We start from the raw sequence: 16,243 nt of genomic DNA, 5'->3' as shown, positions 1-16,243 counted from the left end.
GGCTTCTGGGGTCGAGGGCGTCGCGCAGACCGTCGCCCAAAAAGTTGATCGCCAAGACGGTGATGACGATCAGAATGCCGGGCGGAAAGGCCAGCCACGGCGCGAAGAAGATGTAGTTCTGGGCGTTGTTGAGCATGTTGCCCCAGGTGGCGACGGGCGGCTGGATGCCGAAGCCGAGAAACGACAGCGCCGCCTCGACCAAGATGGCGACGCCGACCGCCAGGGTGCCGTCGACGATGATCGGCGCCATGGCGTTGGGGACCAGGTGGCGGAACATGATGCGCCACTGCGGCACGCCCAGGGCCTGGGCCGCGGTGGTGAAGTCCTGCTCGCGGATCGACAGGATCGAGCCGCGCACCAGTCTGGCCGACGAGATCCAGCCGAACAAGGCCAGGATGAAGATGATGATGAAGACCGAGGCGGCATCACCGAAGATGGCCTGGGTCCAGCGGCCAAAGCCCGTGCCCGGATCGCGCAGGAGCGCCGAGAGGATAAGGAGCAGAGGCAGGCTGGGGATGGTGAGCATGAAGTCGATGAGGCGGCTGATGGCGATGTCGATATCGAGACGGAAACGTCCGGCCACGCCCCAGACGGCGCCTGCGGCGACCACCGCCAAGGCGACCCCGAGGCCGAGGGCGGAGAAGAGCGAATTGGTCGTCCATTCACCGGCGAAGCCCGCCTGCACCGCCGGTCCGGCCAGCGTCCAGGCGATGCGGGCGACGAGATAGAGCGCCCCATAAAAGAGCAGCCAGCTGAGGACGCGCCACAGCGCGAAGGGCAGGTGCCAGCCCCCCCCCTCGCGGTTTAGCGGCCCCAGGTAGAAGCGAAAGGGACGGCCCGAGAAGTAGCCTGCCAAGGTGCCCATGATGGTGCCGACGAAGATGTTGGAAAAGGCGACGGTGAAGCCGACCAGGAGCGAGATGCGCGCGCCGAAGATGAGCCGGGAGAAGACGTCGCGGCCCAGGTCGTCGGTGCCGAGCCAGTGAACGCTGCTGGGCGGCTGGAAAAACTGCGCCCTGATGCCGGCGCCACGCGGCTGGCGAAAGGGGTCGTAGGGCGCCAGATAGGGCGCGAAGATCGCCACCAGGATGAAGATCGCCAGAATCGCCAGCGAGATCATGGCAAAGCGGTGTCTCCTCAGGCGGCGCCAGGCGACGGCCCAGGTCGACTCGGAGCGGGCGCGGCGCTTGGGGGTGACGGTCGTGGTGGCCACGGCGCCTCCTAGTCGTAGCGGATGCGGGGGTCGATCACCGCATACATGAGATCGGCGAGCAGGTTGAACGTGACGGTCAGGATGGCTAAAAAGATGAGCGCCGCCATCGCCACGTTGTAGTCCTTTTGCAGGAGCGACTCGAAGATGGCCCGGCCCATGCCGGGGAAGGAAAAGATCGTCTCGGTGATGAGCGCGCCGTTGAAGAGGCTGGGCAGCGACAGGCCGACTAAGGTCACGATGGGAATCAGGCCGTTGCGGAGCGCGTGCTTGTAGAGGACGACCTGCTCGTGCAGGCCCTTGGAGCGAGCGGTGCGGATAAAGTCCTGGTTCAAGACCTCCAACATGCTCGCCCGCATGAAGCGCGTCCAGCCGGCGATCGAGCCCGTCGCCAGGGTGATGACCGGCAGGACCATGTAGCGGGCCCACTGGCCGAAGAACTCGCCCACGGTGATGCGGCCGCGCTCGATGTCGGCCCAGGAGACGTTGGGGAGGCCGCCGACGGGTAGCTGCGACAGTCCGATGGTCTCAGGCAAGTAGATCACGAAGAGATAGAGCAAGATGATGCCCAAAAAGAAGTTGGGCGTCGACAGGCCCAAAAAGGACAGAAAGGTGACGGTGTAGTCGGCACTCGAGTACTGCCGCACGGCCACGAAGATGCCCACCGGAATGGCGATCAGCAGCGCGATCACCAGCGAGGTGACGGTCAAGAGCAGCGTCCTCGGCAGGCGCTCGGTAAAGATAAAGGTTGCCGCCGGTCTGCCGAAGGTCCGCGAGATGCCCAGGTCGCCCTGGACCGCCCGGCCCAGCCACCTGAAATAGCGCACGTAGATGGGCTGGTCGAGCCCGTAGGCGCGGCGCAAGCCCTGGTACTGCTCCTGGGTCATCAGCGGGTTGTTCATGCGCAGTTCGTCCAGCGGGTCGCCGGGTTGCAGCGACACCAGCGAAAAGATGACCACCGACGCCAAAAAGAGCAGCGGGATCATCTGGGTGAGTCGTCTCAGGGTGTAGGTGACCATAAGGTGAAATAAGCTTTCCTAATAACTAAAACTAATAGCGGTGGTTGTGCTTGGCCTGTAGTTACAGGCCAAGCATGTCTGGAGGCTTACTCCTGCTCGAGGGCGAGCGCGTAGTCGGTTTGGTCGTAGACCTGCTCGACGTCGCGGTTGTCCCAGCCGACGAGCCAGGGCTCGACGGGCGGGTAGCCGAAGCCGTTGGCGTAGGTGTTGGTCACGAAGTTGACCAGGCCGGTGCGGGTCACCATCGCGTTGGAGCGGAAGATCAGGGGCAGGGCCGGCAGGTCTTGCGCGTACATGTCCTGAAGTTCCTGGTAGATGGGCGTGGCCGCCTCGAGGTCGAACTCTCTCACCGCGCGGTTGCGGACCTCGTCGTACTCGGGGCTGCAGTAGCCGCCGTAGTTCTGGCCGGCGAAGTTGTTCTCGGGGCGCGGCCTGTTCTCGCAGAGGTAGGTGGCCTGGTTCGCCGTAGAGGCCAGGCTCGACACCCAGGCGAACATGAAGACGCCCGACCAGCTGCCCTCATAGGCGCGGCCGCTGAACTCGTTGGCGAAGACGACGGTGGCGGGCGCGTTGTTGATCTGCACGGCGACGCCGGCCTGCTGCCAGTCCTCGGCGATAAACTGCTGCTGGCGCTCGCGCGCGGCGTTGCCCGCGGTGGTCACGAACTCGAGCTCGAAGCGCACGTTGCGGCCGTCCTCGGTGGTGCGCTGGAGGATGCCGTCACCGCCGCGCTCCCAGCCGAGTTCGGCGAAGAGTTCGGCAGCGCGCTCGGGGTTGTAGTCGTACTGCACCACGTCGGGGTTGAAGAAGGGGTGGACGGGGTGGACGTCGGTGTGCGCGACGGGCTGCAGGCCCTCGTAGAGCGCGTCGGTCATGCCCTGGCGGTCCATGGCGTGCACCAGCGCCTGGCGGGTGCGCACGTCGTCGAGCTGGAGGTCGGCGACCTGCTGCACGGTGTCGGTCCACTGGTTGACGTCCATGTGCTCCCAGACGGGGCTGGGGATGAACCAGATGTCGAAGCGGCCGGCGGCGCGGTTTTGCAGCGTGGGCGAGAGACCTTGGTCGAAGGTCAGGGCCACGCTCGAGGTGGCGTCGACGCCGCCGCCCAGGACGGCGATGAGGAGCGCGTTGGTATCGCTGATGAACTGGTACTCGACCGTCTGGACGTACTCGTCTTGGTTGTCGGGGTGCATGAAGAACTCGGGGTTGCGCGCCATGGTAAAGGAGCTGCCCGAGGCCCAGCGCACCGGCACGAAGGGGCCGCTGTAGACCATCCGCCCCTGGTTGACCGCTTCGGGCGAGGCGAACTGGGTGAAGAAGCCGCGGTAGATCTCGGCGACGCGCTCGGCGTCGGCCTCGGGATCGAGGGCCTCGGCGCTGGTGCGGACCTCTTCGAAACCGGCGCGCATGACGTGGGCCGGCGCGATGCCAACGGCGGCGAACAGGTCGGAGCTCTGCGCGGGCTCCATGGTGACCGTGAAGTTACGCTCGTCCTGCACTTCGATAGAGACGCGCGCGTAGAAGTCCGGACCGGCGACGGGCATGCCGGGGGTAGTGCCCATCTCGACCCAGAGCTCGGCGTCGGCCGAGGTGATGGGCTGGCCGTCGGACCAGAAGACGTCGTCGCGCAGGGTGATGTCGTACTCGAGGCGCTGCTCGCCGTCGCCGATGTCCTCGAAGCGCAGGCGGCCGTTATCCGCGGTGGCGACCTCGGTCGCCAAGACCGGCTGAAGCTCGCCGTCGATGTCGGTGCGGTAGAGGCCGACGTTAAGGTAAAGCTCGATCTCCGAGCGGATGGCCGCGCTGGTCAAGACGGTATTGGGGTCCCCGCCGATGACCACCGGCTCCTGCGAGGTGGCGATGATGAGGCTGTTGTCGCCGGGCCCGGCGAGGGCTGTCGCCCACAGACCCAGGACGACGGTCATTGCTGCTAGTCTTTTCATGCTCCTTGTACCTCCTGTGTATTTTGAAATCGCCAGTTCAGGCACACGTCCTGAGCCGCGCATTCCAGTAAAGATGTGCTTCGTCCATCAGGCTAACTCGGCTACCGCGAAAAATCAAGCGTCAGTGTTGCAATCGTTGCAATAGACCTCCTCCCGCGCCGGCCCAAAGGGGCCCTGAGGTTGAGCAAAGCTACCAGATGGGTTCGGCAGCGTCAATGACGACCTTGCCACCTGACCATCTAACGGCTCACAGCTGTTGTTAGATTGGCACAGGAGCGACCAATGGGACTTCGCAACGGGCTCGAGCGCCTTTCGACCTGAACATCGTCGTGGCTGGACCCGGTGACAAACACCCGCTCGAGGGGTCATGACCCCTCGAGCGGCCTGGGCGCTCCGGTCGCGGCGCGGCGCTAGACCCTGGGCAGGATCGCCAGCAAGAGCGCGGACACGCCCCAGGCGACGCCCAGGTAGATGGTCAGCTTGTGCAGGCCACCGGCCGTACCCCTCGGCCCCCCGAAGTCGTCGCCGCCACCGCCGCCTAGGCCGCCGCCCAGACCGCTCATCTTGGGCTCTTGCATCAAGACGATGAGAGGCACCAAAAAGCAGAGCAGGATAAAGACCACAAAGACGATCCAAAACAAAACCACTGACTTCCTCCAAAGGGGCCTGCTCCGTAGGGGAGCGGGCGGGCAACTTCACGAGTTGGTGCCGAGAGCGGGACTCGAACCCGCACGAGCCAGGCTCGGTAGATTTTGAGTCTACTGCGTCTACCGGTTCCGCCATCTCGGCACGGACGTTTATCATAGCAGCAGCCTAGCGCCCCGGTCAATGACGCGTGTGGCAAAACCATGAAGACGGCCTTAGTTTCTAGTTTGTGGGGCCAAGCGTCTCGAGTTGGAGTGTAAGATGGGCTGGAGGTGCGCCGTGACCACGCAACCTATGACCACACAGCCTATGACCACGCAGACGAAGCACATGACCGCTGAGGACCTGCTCGCCATGCCCGATGACGGCTTGTGCTACGAGCTGGTGAGAGGGGAACTCAAGAGAATGTCACCAGCGGGAGAAGAACACGGTTATCTAGCGGTGGAAATAGCCTCGGACCTTCGCAATCACGTCAAGGCCAACAAGCTTGGCAGAGTTTATGCGGCCGAGACGGGGTTCAAGCTGCGCAGCGACCCGGATACCGTGCGCGCTCCCGACGCCGCCTTTGTAAGCCAGGAGCGGCTCGAGCGGCAGCCCCCAGGCAAAGGCTACCGGTTAGGCGCGCCTGATCTTGTCGTCGAGGTGATCTCACCTGGCGATCTCCACGCCGAAGTGGAAGAGAAGGTCTTCTCATGGCTGGATCACGGCGCGCGCCTGGTGATCACCGTGAACCCCCGCCAGCGCACCGCGACCGTCTACCGCTCGAGGACGGGCATCGTCGTGCTCACCGAGGACGAGCAGCTCGAGGGCGGCGAGGTGGTGCCCGGCTGGACGCTTAAGCTGCGCGAGCTGTTCGCCGGGCTCTAACGTCTTTTACGCTCGAGTTGGGCACCGATATCTTCTGGATAACCATGGTCTGCGTTGATGATCTTGTGAAACCTCAGCTATCCATTAGGAGGCTCAGTAGTGGTAACGTGCCTGAAGAAATCGATACGCTTGTCGCTGACGAGATAAACGATGCGGTGCTCCTGCGTGAGGCGGCGTGACCAGGTTCCGGCGGCGAGATATTTTAGGGGCTTGGGTTTGCCGATGCCCGTGAAGGGGTCTTGCAGAATTGCCTCGATGAGGTCGAAGGCCCGCAGGGCAATTCGCCTTTCCTGTTCAACCCAGTAGCGCAAGTCTTCGCGGAACTCCGCTTGAAAAACGGCTTCCCGACGAACCCTCCCACGAGGCTTTGCACTACGCTTTTTCGCCAAGTCCAACGTCCTGGCGCAACGCTTCCACCGCTTGCGGTTCGTCGGAGCCTGCTAGAGCCCGATGGAGAGCCGTCAATAGGCGCTCGGCGTTCTTTGGCGAGCGTAGCAGATGGACCGTTTCCGCAAGGCTCGAGAGTTCGGCCGCGGAGATGAGCACCACGTCTTCCGCGCCGCGCCGGGTGATGATGATGGTCTCGTGATTGTTGCTGACCTCATCCAACAGCTTGGCCAAGTTGGCGCGCGCGTTGGTATAGGTGGTTTGGATAGGCACGGGTAACCTCGAGTAGCGCATATGTACATTGCTACTGTACAGATAGGCGGAGTATTTCGTCGAGAGGTTCAACCATCTCGACCGTACGGTCAATGCCTTAGCTCAAAACAGCACCTCGGTGACGAAAAAGGTGACCAGCAAGAGCAGCAGCCCGAAGAGGATGACCCTGGGCATGACAGTCTTGTAAGTCTGCCAGATGAGCGCCCAGATCTCCCGGTGGCTGAGCTTTCGCTCGTCGCCTTCTTCACCCCGCCCGAACCCGCCCTTCGCCATCATCACCGCCGCTTGCGCGGGTCGAAGGCGTCGCGCAGCCCGTCGCCGACCAGGTTCCAGCAGAGCACCGCTAAAAAGATGGGGATGCCGGGAATCAAGAGCCAGGGCACGAACTGAAGTGAGAGGCCTCTGGCGGTGGCGTCCCTTAGAAGCATGCCCCAAGAGGCGGTATCGAGCTCGCTCGGCCCCAGGCCGATAAAGGACAGACCCGTCTCCACCAGAATAAATCCCGGGATGGTAAGGGTCAGCACCACCATGACGTAGCTCGAGGTCGCGGGCAAGAGGTGACGGCCGATGATCCGCATGTCGCCGGCGCCGAGGGCCCTGGCCGCCTGCGCGTAGTCCATCTCGCGGACGCTCAGAATGATGCTGCGAATCGTCCTCGCCAAGCCTCCCCAGCCGACGAAACCGAGCACGATCACCACCATCAAAAAGATCTCCGCCGAGCCCATGCGCAGGCCAAACGCTTGGGCGATGGGGTTCCTGGGGTCGCGCAGCAAGGTCGAGAGCACGATCAGCAGGAAAAGGCCGGGAATCGCGTCCAAAACCTCCACCAGACGCATGACGACGTCGTCCACCCAGCCGCCGTAAAAGCCCGCCAGCCCGCCCATGAAGAGCCCGATGAAGAGCGCCACCCACACCGCCAAGACGCCGATCGTCAGGCTGATCTGAGAGCCGTACATCACCCTCGAGAACACGTCCTTGCCGAGGTTGTTGGTGCCCCAGAGGAAGATGCGCGCGGGCTGCTCGACAGTGAAAAACCGCAGGTCGCTCCGCCACACCCCGAGGATGGTGTAGGGCTGGTTGGGACGGCGCGCAAAAAACTGGATGGGGTAGCGCACCGTGGTGTCCTCGACATAGACCTGCTGGCGCGTGACCGGGTCGCGGGCGCTCTCGGTGCGGTAGACGAAGGGCTGCGTCAGCCGGCCGGTCTCGGGGTCGGTCCAGTGAACCGTGGTGGGCGGGTGGAAGGGATAGCTGGGCGAGCGGCTGTACTCGTTGATGCCGTAGGGTGCGAGAAAACCCGCGAAGGCGGCCATGATATACATGATGATAAGGACCGCGCCCCCTACCAGGGCGATCTTGTGCTTGCGGAACTGCTCCCAGACGACCCGCGCCTGACTCTTGCCGCGCTGCTGCAAGACGCTGTCGTGAGCGACGTCCGCCGCGGCTGGAAGCTCGCCTGGTCTGGATGATAAGTCTGCCACTACCCGCCTCCTAGCTGTAACGGATCCGCGGATCGACGACGGCGAGTAGCAGGTCCGAGATCAGGTTGCCGACCATGAGGAGCAGCGACGAGACGATCAAAAAGGCCAAGACCACGTAGATGTCCTGGCGGCTGATCGAAGAGAGAAGGATAGGCGTGATGCCCGGCCAGGCAAAGACGATCTCGACCAGCCCGGCGCCGCCGATGAGCGCGGGCAGGAGTCCGCCGATGCCGGCAACGAAGGGAATGAGGGCGGGCCTAAGGGAGTGCTTGTAGGTCACCGCGCGCTCGTTCAGGCCTTTGGCGCGGGCGGTGCGGATAAAGTCGCTCTGCAAGAACTCGAGCATCTGCCCGCGCAAGATCCTGGTAAAGCCGGCGATGCCCGAGGTGGCCACCACAAAAGCGGGAATGATCGCGTGCCACATGATGTCCCAGAACCTGCCCCAGGCCGAGAGCTGCTGGTGGTTGTTGCTGGTCATCTGGGCGACGGGAAAGAGAAGCTGGTTGTAGTCGAAGACCTCGCGGGTAAAGCCGCGCAGGTAAAAGATAAGCAGGATCAGGACCAAGGCGAAGAAAAAGTTGGGGATGGCCAGGCCAAAATAGCTCACCGTGCTGACCACCTGGTCGCCCAGCGAATACTGCCTGACCGCCGAGTAGACGCCCAGGGGGATGGCCATGACATAGAGCAAGATGAGCGAAATAACGACGAGAATCATCGAGTTCTGGATGGGCCGCCGGATCAGGTTGATGACGGGCTGGTTGGAGTCGAAGGACATGCCCAGGTCCCCGCGCAGCAGGTTGCCCATCCAGCGCACGTACTGGACGTGGGCGGGCTGGTCGAGGGCGAAGCGCTCGCGCAGCATTTGCAGCGTTTCGGGACGGACGTTGGGCTCGAGCGAGCGCTGCACGAAAAAGTCGCCGGGGACAAGCTGGGTAATGAAAAAGGCCAGGAGCGTCGCGCCCAAAAAGGTGGGGATGAGGTGAATCAGCCTGCGAACGATAAAGGGAAACAAGGCTCCTCCTGCACGAGCAGATGCATATAAAAAAATAGGGGGTCGGGGTAGGCCTGGGCCCACCCCGACGGTAAAACCTTATCTTCTGAAGGTGAGGACGATGTCGCGGGTGCCGGTGAGCGAGCTCATGATGTCCATGGGGATGTTGCCGCCGATGGCGTTGAGCCAGCTCGCGTTGAGGTTCACGCTGACCGTGTAGATCATGGGCTGAAGCTCATTGTAGACCTCCTGGAGCCTGAAGGCGATCTCGCGCGCCTCGTCGTCGTCCAGGGTCTGACGGCCCGCGAACATGTACTCCTCGACCAGGCCCTCTTCGACCGTCAGGCAGTCGCCCGACAGGTTCCACATGTGGAAGTTGGCGTCGCAGGGAAGGATGTTGTCCAGGAAGGGCCACTCCGCGAAGCCGCCGCCGAAGCCGATCAGAATCGCGTCGAAGGGCCTATCGTCGCCGGTGGCGCTCAGCTGGTCGACCAGCAGCGTGAAGTCGAGTGCCTGCGCGTTGACCCTGACGCCGTATTCGGCGGCGGTGTCAGCGATGATCTGGATGGTCTGCTCGCGCTCGGGGTTGCCGGCATTGGTCGCTAGGTTGAACTCGAGCGCTCTGCCCTGCTCGTCGACCAGGACGCCCTCGCTGTTTCGCTCGGTGAAGCCGAGCCCGGCCAGGAGTTCCAGGGCCCGCTCGGGGTCGTAGGGGAAGATCGGCGCGTCCTCGTTGACCCAGAAGGGGTAGACGAGCGGCACCGGTGCGACCACCGGCGTCGCGGCGCCGCCGTAAACGAGATCGACGATGGCGTCGCGGTCGGTCAAGTGGCTCATCGCCTTGCGGAAGTCCTCGCTGCGGAAGAGCTCCTGCTTGAAGGGGTCGCTGGCCCTGTTCCAGTTGAAGACGTAGAAGGTGGTGCCGGACTGCGGGCTGTAGGCCTCGATGACGGTTGCGTCGATGTCGCCGCTCTGAATGGCGACGTTGATCACACCGAGTTGATCCAGGTTCGGCGCCGAGGGCTGGTCGATCTGGCCCGCGATATAAAGGTTGAGCAGCGCGTCCAAGTCGGCGATGGCATAGTTGAGGCCATCCAGGTAGGGCAGCGCGTTGCCCCGCTCGTCGACGTTCCACTCGCCGAAGAACTCGTTGCGCTCGAAGACGATGCGCTCGTCCGGGACGTACTGCACGGGCACGAAGGGGCCAGTCCAGACGGTCTGGCTGACATCGACCTCGGTCCCCCATTCGGCTATTAGGGCCTCGGCGCCGCCCTCGCGGTAGACCTCGCCGAGGATGTGGTTGGGCGCGGGCAAGAGGGCGACCTGGGTAAAGGCGGTGCGGTCGGGGGCGGGGAAGGTGAAGCGCAGGCTGTTCTCGCCGGTGGCCTCGAGCTCGATGAGCTGGCCCTCGACGAACCAGAAGGTGAAGGCGTTGGAACCGACCTCCTCGTCGATCTCTGCCTGGTAGCGGAAGAGGTAATCCTCGACCGTCACCGGGGTGCCGTCGCTCCAGAAGATGCCGTCGCGCAAGACGACGTCGACGACGAGACCGTCCTCGGAAACCTCAAAGGACTCCGCGGCGTAGGGAATGAACTCGGCCCAGTCCGCATAGTTGCGCGTGATCAGGGCCGCGCCACCTGCGTCTGAGATGGTCGAGACGATGTTCTGTTCGGCGGAGACGAAGGGGTTGAAAGTGCGTTGGCCGCTGATCTGACCAGAGCGGTAGACGCCGCCGTACTGCTCCTCGCCGGCATGCTCGGTCCAGGCATCGGGCCAGACGAAGGGCTGGGCGTAAGCCGCCGCGCCGATCACCAGAACCGCTAGCGTTACTAGCCATCTTTTTGTCATGTTGTTACCTTTCGATATAGATTGGCACACTACCCAATATCCCAGGGTCAAGCGGAAGGTCTACCGAGGTCGTGTCCTTAGATTACAGTCTACCCCATTGTCTCTCCGGAAAACAAGTCTGTCAAGTCTCAATTGTTCAACCGTCACGTGGGTGGCTCGCGCTCAGGTATCGCTTCAGGGGTCGCCGTTCAGGCGTTGGTGGCGGTTGCAGGCTCGGGAATAGGGGCGCCGTCCTCGAGGGAAGCTCGCAAAATAATAGGCAAAATATGCTCGAGCTCGCGCAGAGCCTCTTCGGGCGTGTCGCCGTCACCGGCTACACCGAGTTCCTCGATCTCAGCCACCCAATAGAACCCATCTGCGTTTTCTTCCCGGTAAACAATTCGTCTGTAAGGCAGCTCTAAAAACCTTTGCAGTTCAGTCTCAAGCATCTTCTAAGTCCTCCGTCCTTACACTGTTGCTGCGAATCACTGTTACTGCGAATCACTGTCATTGCGCAACACTGTCATTGCGAACGAAGTGAAGCAATCTCGAAGTGCAACCCTCCCGTAAGCGGAGATTGCCGCGCTCCCTTCGGTCGCTCGCAATGACAATAAAGCTATGTGCTGACGTTCATTCATGCCTCGATGCCTTCAAGTCCTGCAAGGCGTTCACCTGCAAGTCCTGCCCCTTGGCCGCGGCCAAGGCCTTGACCAGCCACTCGGCGGCGGCCTTGGTGGTCACGTAGGCGACGCCGTCCTCCAAGGCCCGCCTCAGTTCAGGGCTCCCCGTGGTGTCGATGAGCAGGTCGTAGTCGGGCACGTCCCCGGGCCTGCTCGAGTGAACGACCTCGTAGCCGAGCGCCGCCAGGCTCGAGGCCAGCTCGCCCAAGTCCTCGCCGCTGAGCCGCGCGCGGCCCGTCTCCGGCAGCCTCACGCCCGCGCCCAGGAGGGCCTTGTAGTAGGCCAGGTAGGGGTTCTCGTCGATGCCCATGCTCTCGCCCGTCGAGCGCATCTCGGGGCCCAAGAGCGGCAGGACGTCTTTGAACTTGAGAAAGGGCAGGACCACCTCCTTGGCGCTGTAGAAGGCCGGCCTGGGCGTCCGCGTGAAGCCGAGCTCGAGCAGCGTCCTGCCCGCCGCGATGAGCGCGGCGTACTTGGCGAGCGGGTGGCCGATGGCCTTGGAGAGGTAGGGGATGGTGCGGCTGGCGCGGGGATTGGCCTCGATGATCAAGACCTCGCCGTCCTTGACGACGTACTGGATGTTGATGAGGCCCCTGACGCCGAGGGCCGCGGTGAGCCTCAGGCTGTAGTCGGCGATGGTGTCTTGCACCGCTCTCGAGAGCGTGACCGGCGGGGTGATGCAAGCCGAGTCGCCGGAGTGGACGCCCGCGCCCTCGATATGCTCCATGATGCCCGCCACCACGGCCCGCTCACCGTCGGCGAGGGCGTCCACGTCCACCTCCTGAGCGCCTGCTATAAAGGCGTCGATGAGGATGCTCGGCTTGTCGGGCAGCTCGGCGTAGACCTCCGCAAGGTAGCGCGCCAGCTCCTCCTCGCCGCGGACCGTCATCATGGCGCGGCCGCCGAGGACGTAAGACGGCCGCACCATCAGCGGATAGCCGATCTCGGCGGCGAGTTTGACCGCCTCGCCCGGGTCCTGCGCCACCGCGCCCCGCGGCTGCGGGATGCCCAGCTCGCGGCAGAGCCTGTTAAAGGCTTCGCGGTCCTCGGCGCGGTGGATGCTCTCGGCCGGGGTGCCCCAGATGGGCACGCCAGCCTCGGTGAGAGGCCGGGCGAGCTTCAGCGGCGTCTGCCCGCCGAGCTGCACGATGACGCCCACGGGCTCTTCGCGTTCGATGATGTTCAAGACGTCTTCAAAGGTCAAGGGCTCGAAGTAGAGCCGGTCGGCGGTGTCGTAGTCGGTCGAGACCGTCTCGGGGTTGGAGTTGACCATGATGGTCTCGTAGCCCGCCTCCTTGAGGGCCCAGACGGCGTGGACGGTGGCGTAGTCGAACTCGACGCCCTGGCCGATGCGGTTGGGTCCCGAGCCGAGGATGACCACCTTGGGCCTGTCGCTCCTTACCACCTCGTCCTCCCATTCGTAGGTGCTGTAGTGGTAGGGGGTATAGGCCTCGAACTCGGCGGCGCAGGTGTCCACGGTCTTGTAGACGGGGGCGCCCCCGTTCGCTAGCCGCAGGCCGCGGATCTCTCCCGCGCCCACGCCGGTCAGCGCGGCGAGGTCGGCGTCCGCAAAGCCGAAGCGCTTGATCTCCCGCCACAGCTCCCAGTTCCACTCCGCCGGCGCCCCCAGGGCCCGGATCTCGCCTTCGGCCAGGGTGATCTCCTTGAGTTGCGAGAGAAACCAGGGGTCTACTTGCGTTCTTTCGAACAGGTAGCGCATACTCTTGCCGCGCCTGAGCAGTTCTAAAAGGGCCGGCAGGCGCCTGGGGTTGGGGTGGAGGCGGCTCTCCAAGGCTGCCAGGTTGAGGTCTGCCGTCTCGCCGCGCACGTCCTGCTCCAACGAGCGCATGGCCTTTTGGAGCGACTCCTTGAAGGTGCGGCCGATTGCCATCACCTCGCCGACGCTGCGCATCTGCGTGCCCAAGGCATCCGGAGTGCCGGGAAACTTCTCGAAGGCGAAGCGGGGAATCTTGGTCTCCACGTAGTCGATACTGGGCTCGAAGGCCGCCTTGGTGACGCGGGTGATGTCGTTGGGCAGCTCGTCTAAGTGATAACCCACTGCCAGCAGGGCGGCGATCTTGGCGATGGGATAGCCCGTCGCCTTGGAGGCCAGCGCCGAGGAGCGCGAGACTCGAGGGTTCATCTCGATGACCATCACCTCGCCGTCCTTGGGGTTGACGGCGAACTGGATGTTGCTGCCGCCCGTGTCCACGCCGATCTCGCGGATGATGGCGATGGCATGGTCGCGCAACGTCTGGTACTCCTTGTCGGACAGCGTCTGGGCCGGCGCCACGGTGATCGAGTCGCCGGTGTGGACGCCCATCGGGTCGAGGTTTTCGATCGAGCAGATGATCACCACCGTGTCGTTCTGGTCGCGCATCACCTCGAGCTCGTACTCCTTCCAGCCGAGCACCGACTGTTCGACCAGGACGGTGTGGACGGGCGAGTCGTGAAGGCCCTGCCTGACAATTTGCCTGAACTCCGCCTCGCCGAAGGCGATGCCGCCGCCGGTGCCGCCCAGGGTGAACGAAGGCCGGATGATGGCCGGGTAGCCGACCGACCCGACAAAGTCGAGCGCCTCCTCGAGGCTGCCGATCATCTTGCCCGCCGGCGTCTTGATGCCGATGGTCTTCATCGCCCGCTGAAAGAGCTCGCGGTCCTCGCCCTTTTGGATCGCCTGGTAGTTGGCGCCGATGAGTTCTACGCCGTACCTCGCCAAGATGCCCTCTTCATGAAGCGCCTTGGCCAGGTTGAGCGCGGTCTGGCCGCCCAGGGTCGGCAGGAGCGCGTCGGGCCTTTCGGCCGCCAGGACCTTCGCGACGGAGGCCACCGTCAGCGGCTCGATATAGGTCCGGTCGGCCACCTCCGGGTCGGTCATGATGGTGGCGGGATTGGAGTTGATGAGCACCACCTCGAAGCCGGCCTGGCGCAGAGCCTTGCAGGCCTGGGTGCCCGAGTAATCGAACTCGGCGGCCTGGCCGATCTGAATCGGGCCGGAGCCGAGGATGAGGATCTTCTTCAGGTCAGCGCGTCTGGGCATGGCGGTCTCTCCACATTCAAGCGCGCAGCATAACATGCATAAAGATGCGCTATAAAGATGTGCTGAGCCCGCTCCTGAACGCTGTCCGGCCGCCCTGGGTATGACATGCTGAAGTAAAGGTCGGGGTGCTCAGTCATACCAGTTCTCCACCCTCAGTCCATCCACCCGCTCGAACTCGCGAGTATTCCTGGTTATCAAGGTGGCGCCATGCGCTAGGGCAGTGCCGGCAATCAGCACGTCCATTGGTCCTATGGGGGTGCCCCTAGCCTCGAGCTCCATCTTGACCTTTGCGGCCACTTCTGCCTCCCTGACGTGAAAGGGCAACACCGCCATACTCGCGAGCAGGACGCGCAACTGCTCGCGGCGCTTCTGGGGTTCGTTTGCCTTCTGGATGCCCACCTCGAGTTCGTAGACCACCAGGCTAGGAACCCTTACCTGACTTGGGGGCGTGGCCAGCAGCCTCTCAGCCACCCTCCCCAAGCCTTTGAAGTAGTGAATGACGGTGTTGGTGTCGAGCACCCTCATCAAAGAGACTCTCGAGAGACATCTTCCCCATAACCCCGCCGAATCTCCTCGAGACTGGGAAAGTCTGCCCAGGCACCTGCTAAGGCCTTGACGTTCTCCGGCCAGGTATCGCTCAGCCTCTCGCGGATGATGCGGGCCACCCATTGGCTCTGGCTGACCCCCGCTCCTTCTGCCGCCTGCTTCATCTTGGCTGCGGTCTCCGGGTCTAGATACAGCGTCACCTGACTCATGGACTAATTATAAGTCCGGGTATATGTGCCTGTCCAGCCCCCACCCATAGTTGATGTCTGATAACGTCCATTATTTGGCACACTATTGGCACACTATTGGCACACAAACAGAAAGAGCGGCTGTTTTTGTATTCAGCCGCTCGCTATCTTTAGCTGTCCTGGACAGCTTTTCTTTGGTCGGGGTGGCCAGATTTGAACTGACGACCACTTGACCCCCAGTTGCACCTATGGGGGAAAGGGACACAAAGTCTCGTCTGAGACAACGTTTCTTTGTCTTCTCAGGCTCAACCGCTCCAATTTGGAGCACTTGACCACTAGGAACATCTTACCACGGCCCAAGATTGGGGGTTTAAACTAAGTCAGTAGGATGGCAGTGAGCAGGTATTATGGACTTCTAGAACCTTTGGGGTGCGTTGGTGAAATCAGACAGTTTGAAGATTTCTAAAGTATTTAGTAGTGGTGGCGACATTCACTATGTTTTGCCATATTTTCAGCGAGAGTATACGTGGGGAAAGACAAACTGGGAGACTCTTCTAAATGATGCTCAGGCAATTCATGATGAGATGCAGTCTCCCACAGATGAAGTCCAGCCGCTGCAAGAGCCTGAGCATTTCCTGGGAGCATTGGTAGTCGTTAATGACGGTACACGCAATGGTACTGTCACAGCATTCAAGTTGGTGGATGGCCAGCAACGTCTTACAACGATCTCACTTCTTCTCTGTGCGCTAGGCCGAATTGTTGCTGATACCCACCCTGGATTGGCAAGGAAAGTGCAGAAGCTTCTGGTCAACGGCGATGAGCTTGGCGACATTTACTTTAAGATACTGCCAACGGCTAAATATAATGACCGTGTTGCTTATACGTCTATTATTCAGGGTGAGGCTGTGCCGGAAACAGAGTCGCAGATACCTCATGCATACGAATTCTTCTACAAGGAACTGCGCCAGAAGATTATGAATGGCACCATTGATCCAGATAAGTTCTTCATAGTGCTAACGAACTGTTTTCAGGTTGTTTTTATTGACCTTAATCAGAATGAGAGCCCGTATAGGATTTTTGAAAGCCTAAACGCAAAGGGTAAGCCCCTCACACAAGCAGATTTGGTGCGAAACTACATCGCCATGA

The 16,243-nt window shown here is 62.4% G+C and carries 15 protein-coding genes, 1 tRNA gene and 1 pseudogene; 2 read left to right on the top strand and 15 right to left on the bottom strand.

Annotation, left to right across the window (positions count from 1 at the left end):
* The 5 genes from M3498_07600 to M3498_07580 all read right to left on the bottom strand — a co-directional run.
* On the bottom strand, window positions 1-1,213 hold a 1,213-nt coding region (locus M3498_07600; GenBank protein ID MDQ3459147.1), incomplete at its 3' end, for an ABC transporter permease.
* A gap of 8 nt (window positions 1,214-1,221) precedes the next feature.
* On the bottom strand, window positions 1,222-2,229 hold the full coding sequence (locus M3498_07595; GenBank protein MDQ3459146.1) for an ABC transporter permease: 1,008 nt from the start codon (window positions 2,227-2,229) through the stop codon (window positions 1,222-1,224).
* 86 nt (window positions 2,230-2,315) lie between these two features.
* Window positions 2,316-4,172, bottom strand: coding sequence for a peptide ABC transporter substrate-binding protein (locus tag M3498_07590; protein MDQ3459145.1), 1,857 nt, complete (start codon window positions 4,170-4,172; stop codon window positions 2,316-2,318).
* A gap of 410 nt (window positions 4,173-4,582) precedes the next feature.
* A complete protein-coding gene (gene secG / locus M3498_07585; GenBank protein MDQ3459144.1) occupies window positions 4,583-4,819 on the bottom strand; it encodes a preprotein translocase subunit SecG in 237 nt (78 codons plus the stop codon).
* Window positions 4,820-4,875: 56 nt separating this feature from the next.
* A tRNA-Leu gene (locus M3498_07580) sits at window positions 4,876-4,961 on the bottom strand.
* A gap of 186 nt (window positions 4,962-5,147) precedes the next feature.
* Between M3498_07580 and M3498_07575 the strand changes: the two genes are divergently transcribed.
* Complete coding sequence (locus M3498_07575) at window positions 5,148-5,684, top strand: Uma2 family endonuclease (GenBank protein MDQ3459143.1); 537 nt, start codon at window positions 5,148-5,150, stop codon at window positions 5,682-5,684.
* A 93-nt stretch (window positions 5,685-5,777) separates the two neighbouring features.
* On the opposite strand, the pseudogene M3498_07570 reads toward M3498_07575, so the two are convergent.
* The 10 genes and pseudogenes from M3498_07570 to M3498_07525 form a co-directional block, all read right to left on the bottom strand.
* A pseudogene (locus tag M3498_07570) lies at window positions 5,778-6,073 on the bottom strand (Txe/YoeB family addiction module toxin).
* A complete protein-coding gene (locus tag M3498_07565) occupies window positions 6,057-6,344 on the bottom strand; it encodes a type II toxin-antitoxin system Phd/YefM family antitoxin (protein MDQ3459142.1) in 288 nt (95 codons plus the stop codon). Before M3498_07565 ends, M3498_07570 begins: the two are co-directional and overlap by 17 nt.
* A 102-nt stretch (window positions 6,345-6,446) precedes the next feature.
* Window positions 6,447-6,620, bottom strand: coding sequence for a hypothetical protein (locus M3498_07560; protein MDQ3459141.1), 174 nt, complete (start codon window positions 6,618-6,620; stop codon window positions 6,447-6,449).
* Window positions 6,620-7,825: an ABC transporter permease gene (locus M3498_07555; protein MDQ3459140.1), complete on the bottom strand. Its 1,206-nt coding sequence runs from the start codon at window positions 7,823-7,825 to the stop codon at window positions 6,620-6,622. Before M3498_07555 ends, M3498_07560 begins: the two co-directional genes overlap by 1 nt.
* Before the next feature lie 10 nt (window positions 7,826-7,835).
* On the bottom strand, window positions 7,836-8,837 hold the full coding sequence (locus tag M3498_07550) for an ABC transporter permease (protein ID MDQ3459139.1): 1,002 nt from the start codon (window positions 8,835-8,837) through the stop codon (window positions 7,836-7,838).
* A 78-nt stretch (window positions 8,838-8,915) separates the two neighbouring features.
* Window positions 8,916-10,664 carry an ABC transporter substrate-binding protein gene (locus M3498_07545; GenBank protein MDQ3459138.1) on the bottom strand — a complete coding sequence of 583 codons (1,749 nt, stop codon included), beginning with the start codon at window positions 10,662-10,664 and terminating at the stop codon, window positions 8,916-8,918.
* 188 nt (window positions 10,665-10,852) lie between these two features.
* Entirely contained in the window at window positions 10,853-11,092 is a 240-nt protein-coding gene (locus tag M3498_07540) for a type II toxin-antitoxin system HicB family antitoxin (GenBank protein MDQ3459137.1), read from the bottom strand.
* A gap of 181 nt (window positions 11,093-11,273) precedes the next feature.
* Window positions 11,274-14,363, bottom strand: a complete 3,090-nt coding sequence (gene carB / locus M3498_07535) for a carbamoyl-phosphate synthase large subunit (protein ID MDQ3459136.1) — start codon at window positions 14,361-14,363, stop codon at window positions 11,274-11,276.
* A gap of 129 nt (window positions 14,364-14,492) precedes the next feature.
* Window positions 14,493-14,891, bottom strand: coding sequence for a type II toxin-antitoxin system VapC family toxin (locus M3498_07530; protein ID MDQ3459135.1), 399 nt, complete (start codon window positions 14,889-14,891; stop codon window positions 14,493-14,495).
* Window positions 14,888-15,118 (bottom strand): ribbon-helix-helix domain-containing protein, encoded by a 231-nt coding sequence (locus M3498_07525; protein MDQ3459134.1) that lies wholly within the window; start codon window positions 15,116-15,118, stop codon window positions 14,888-14,890. Before M3498_07525 ends, M3498_07530 begins: the two co-directional genes overlap by 4 nt.
* Window positions 15,119-15,534: 416 nt before the next feature.
* Between M3498_07525 and M3498_07520 the strand changes: the two genes are divergently transcribed.
* Window positions 15,535-16,243: DUF262 domain-containing protein (locus tag M3498_07520; GenBank protein ID MDQ3459133.1), on the top strand; the 709-nt coding region annotated here is incomplete at its 3' end.

The organism is Deinococcota bacterium (genome assembly GCA_030858465.1).
GTDB lineage: Bacteria > Deinococcota > Deinococci > Deinococcales > Trueperaceae > JALZLY01.
This window is presented reverse-complemented; position numbering and strand designations above follow the sequence as displayed.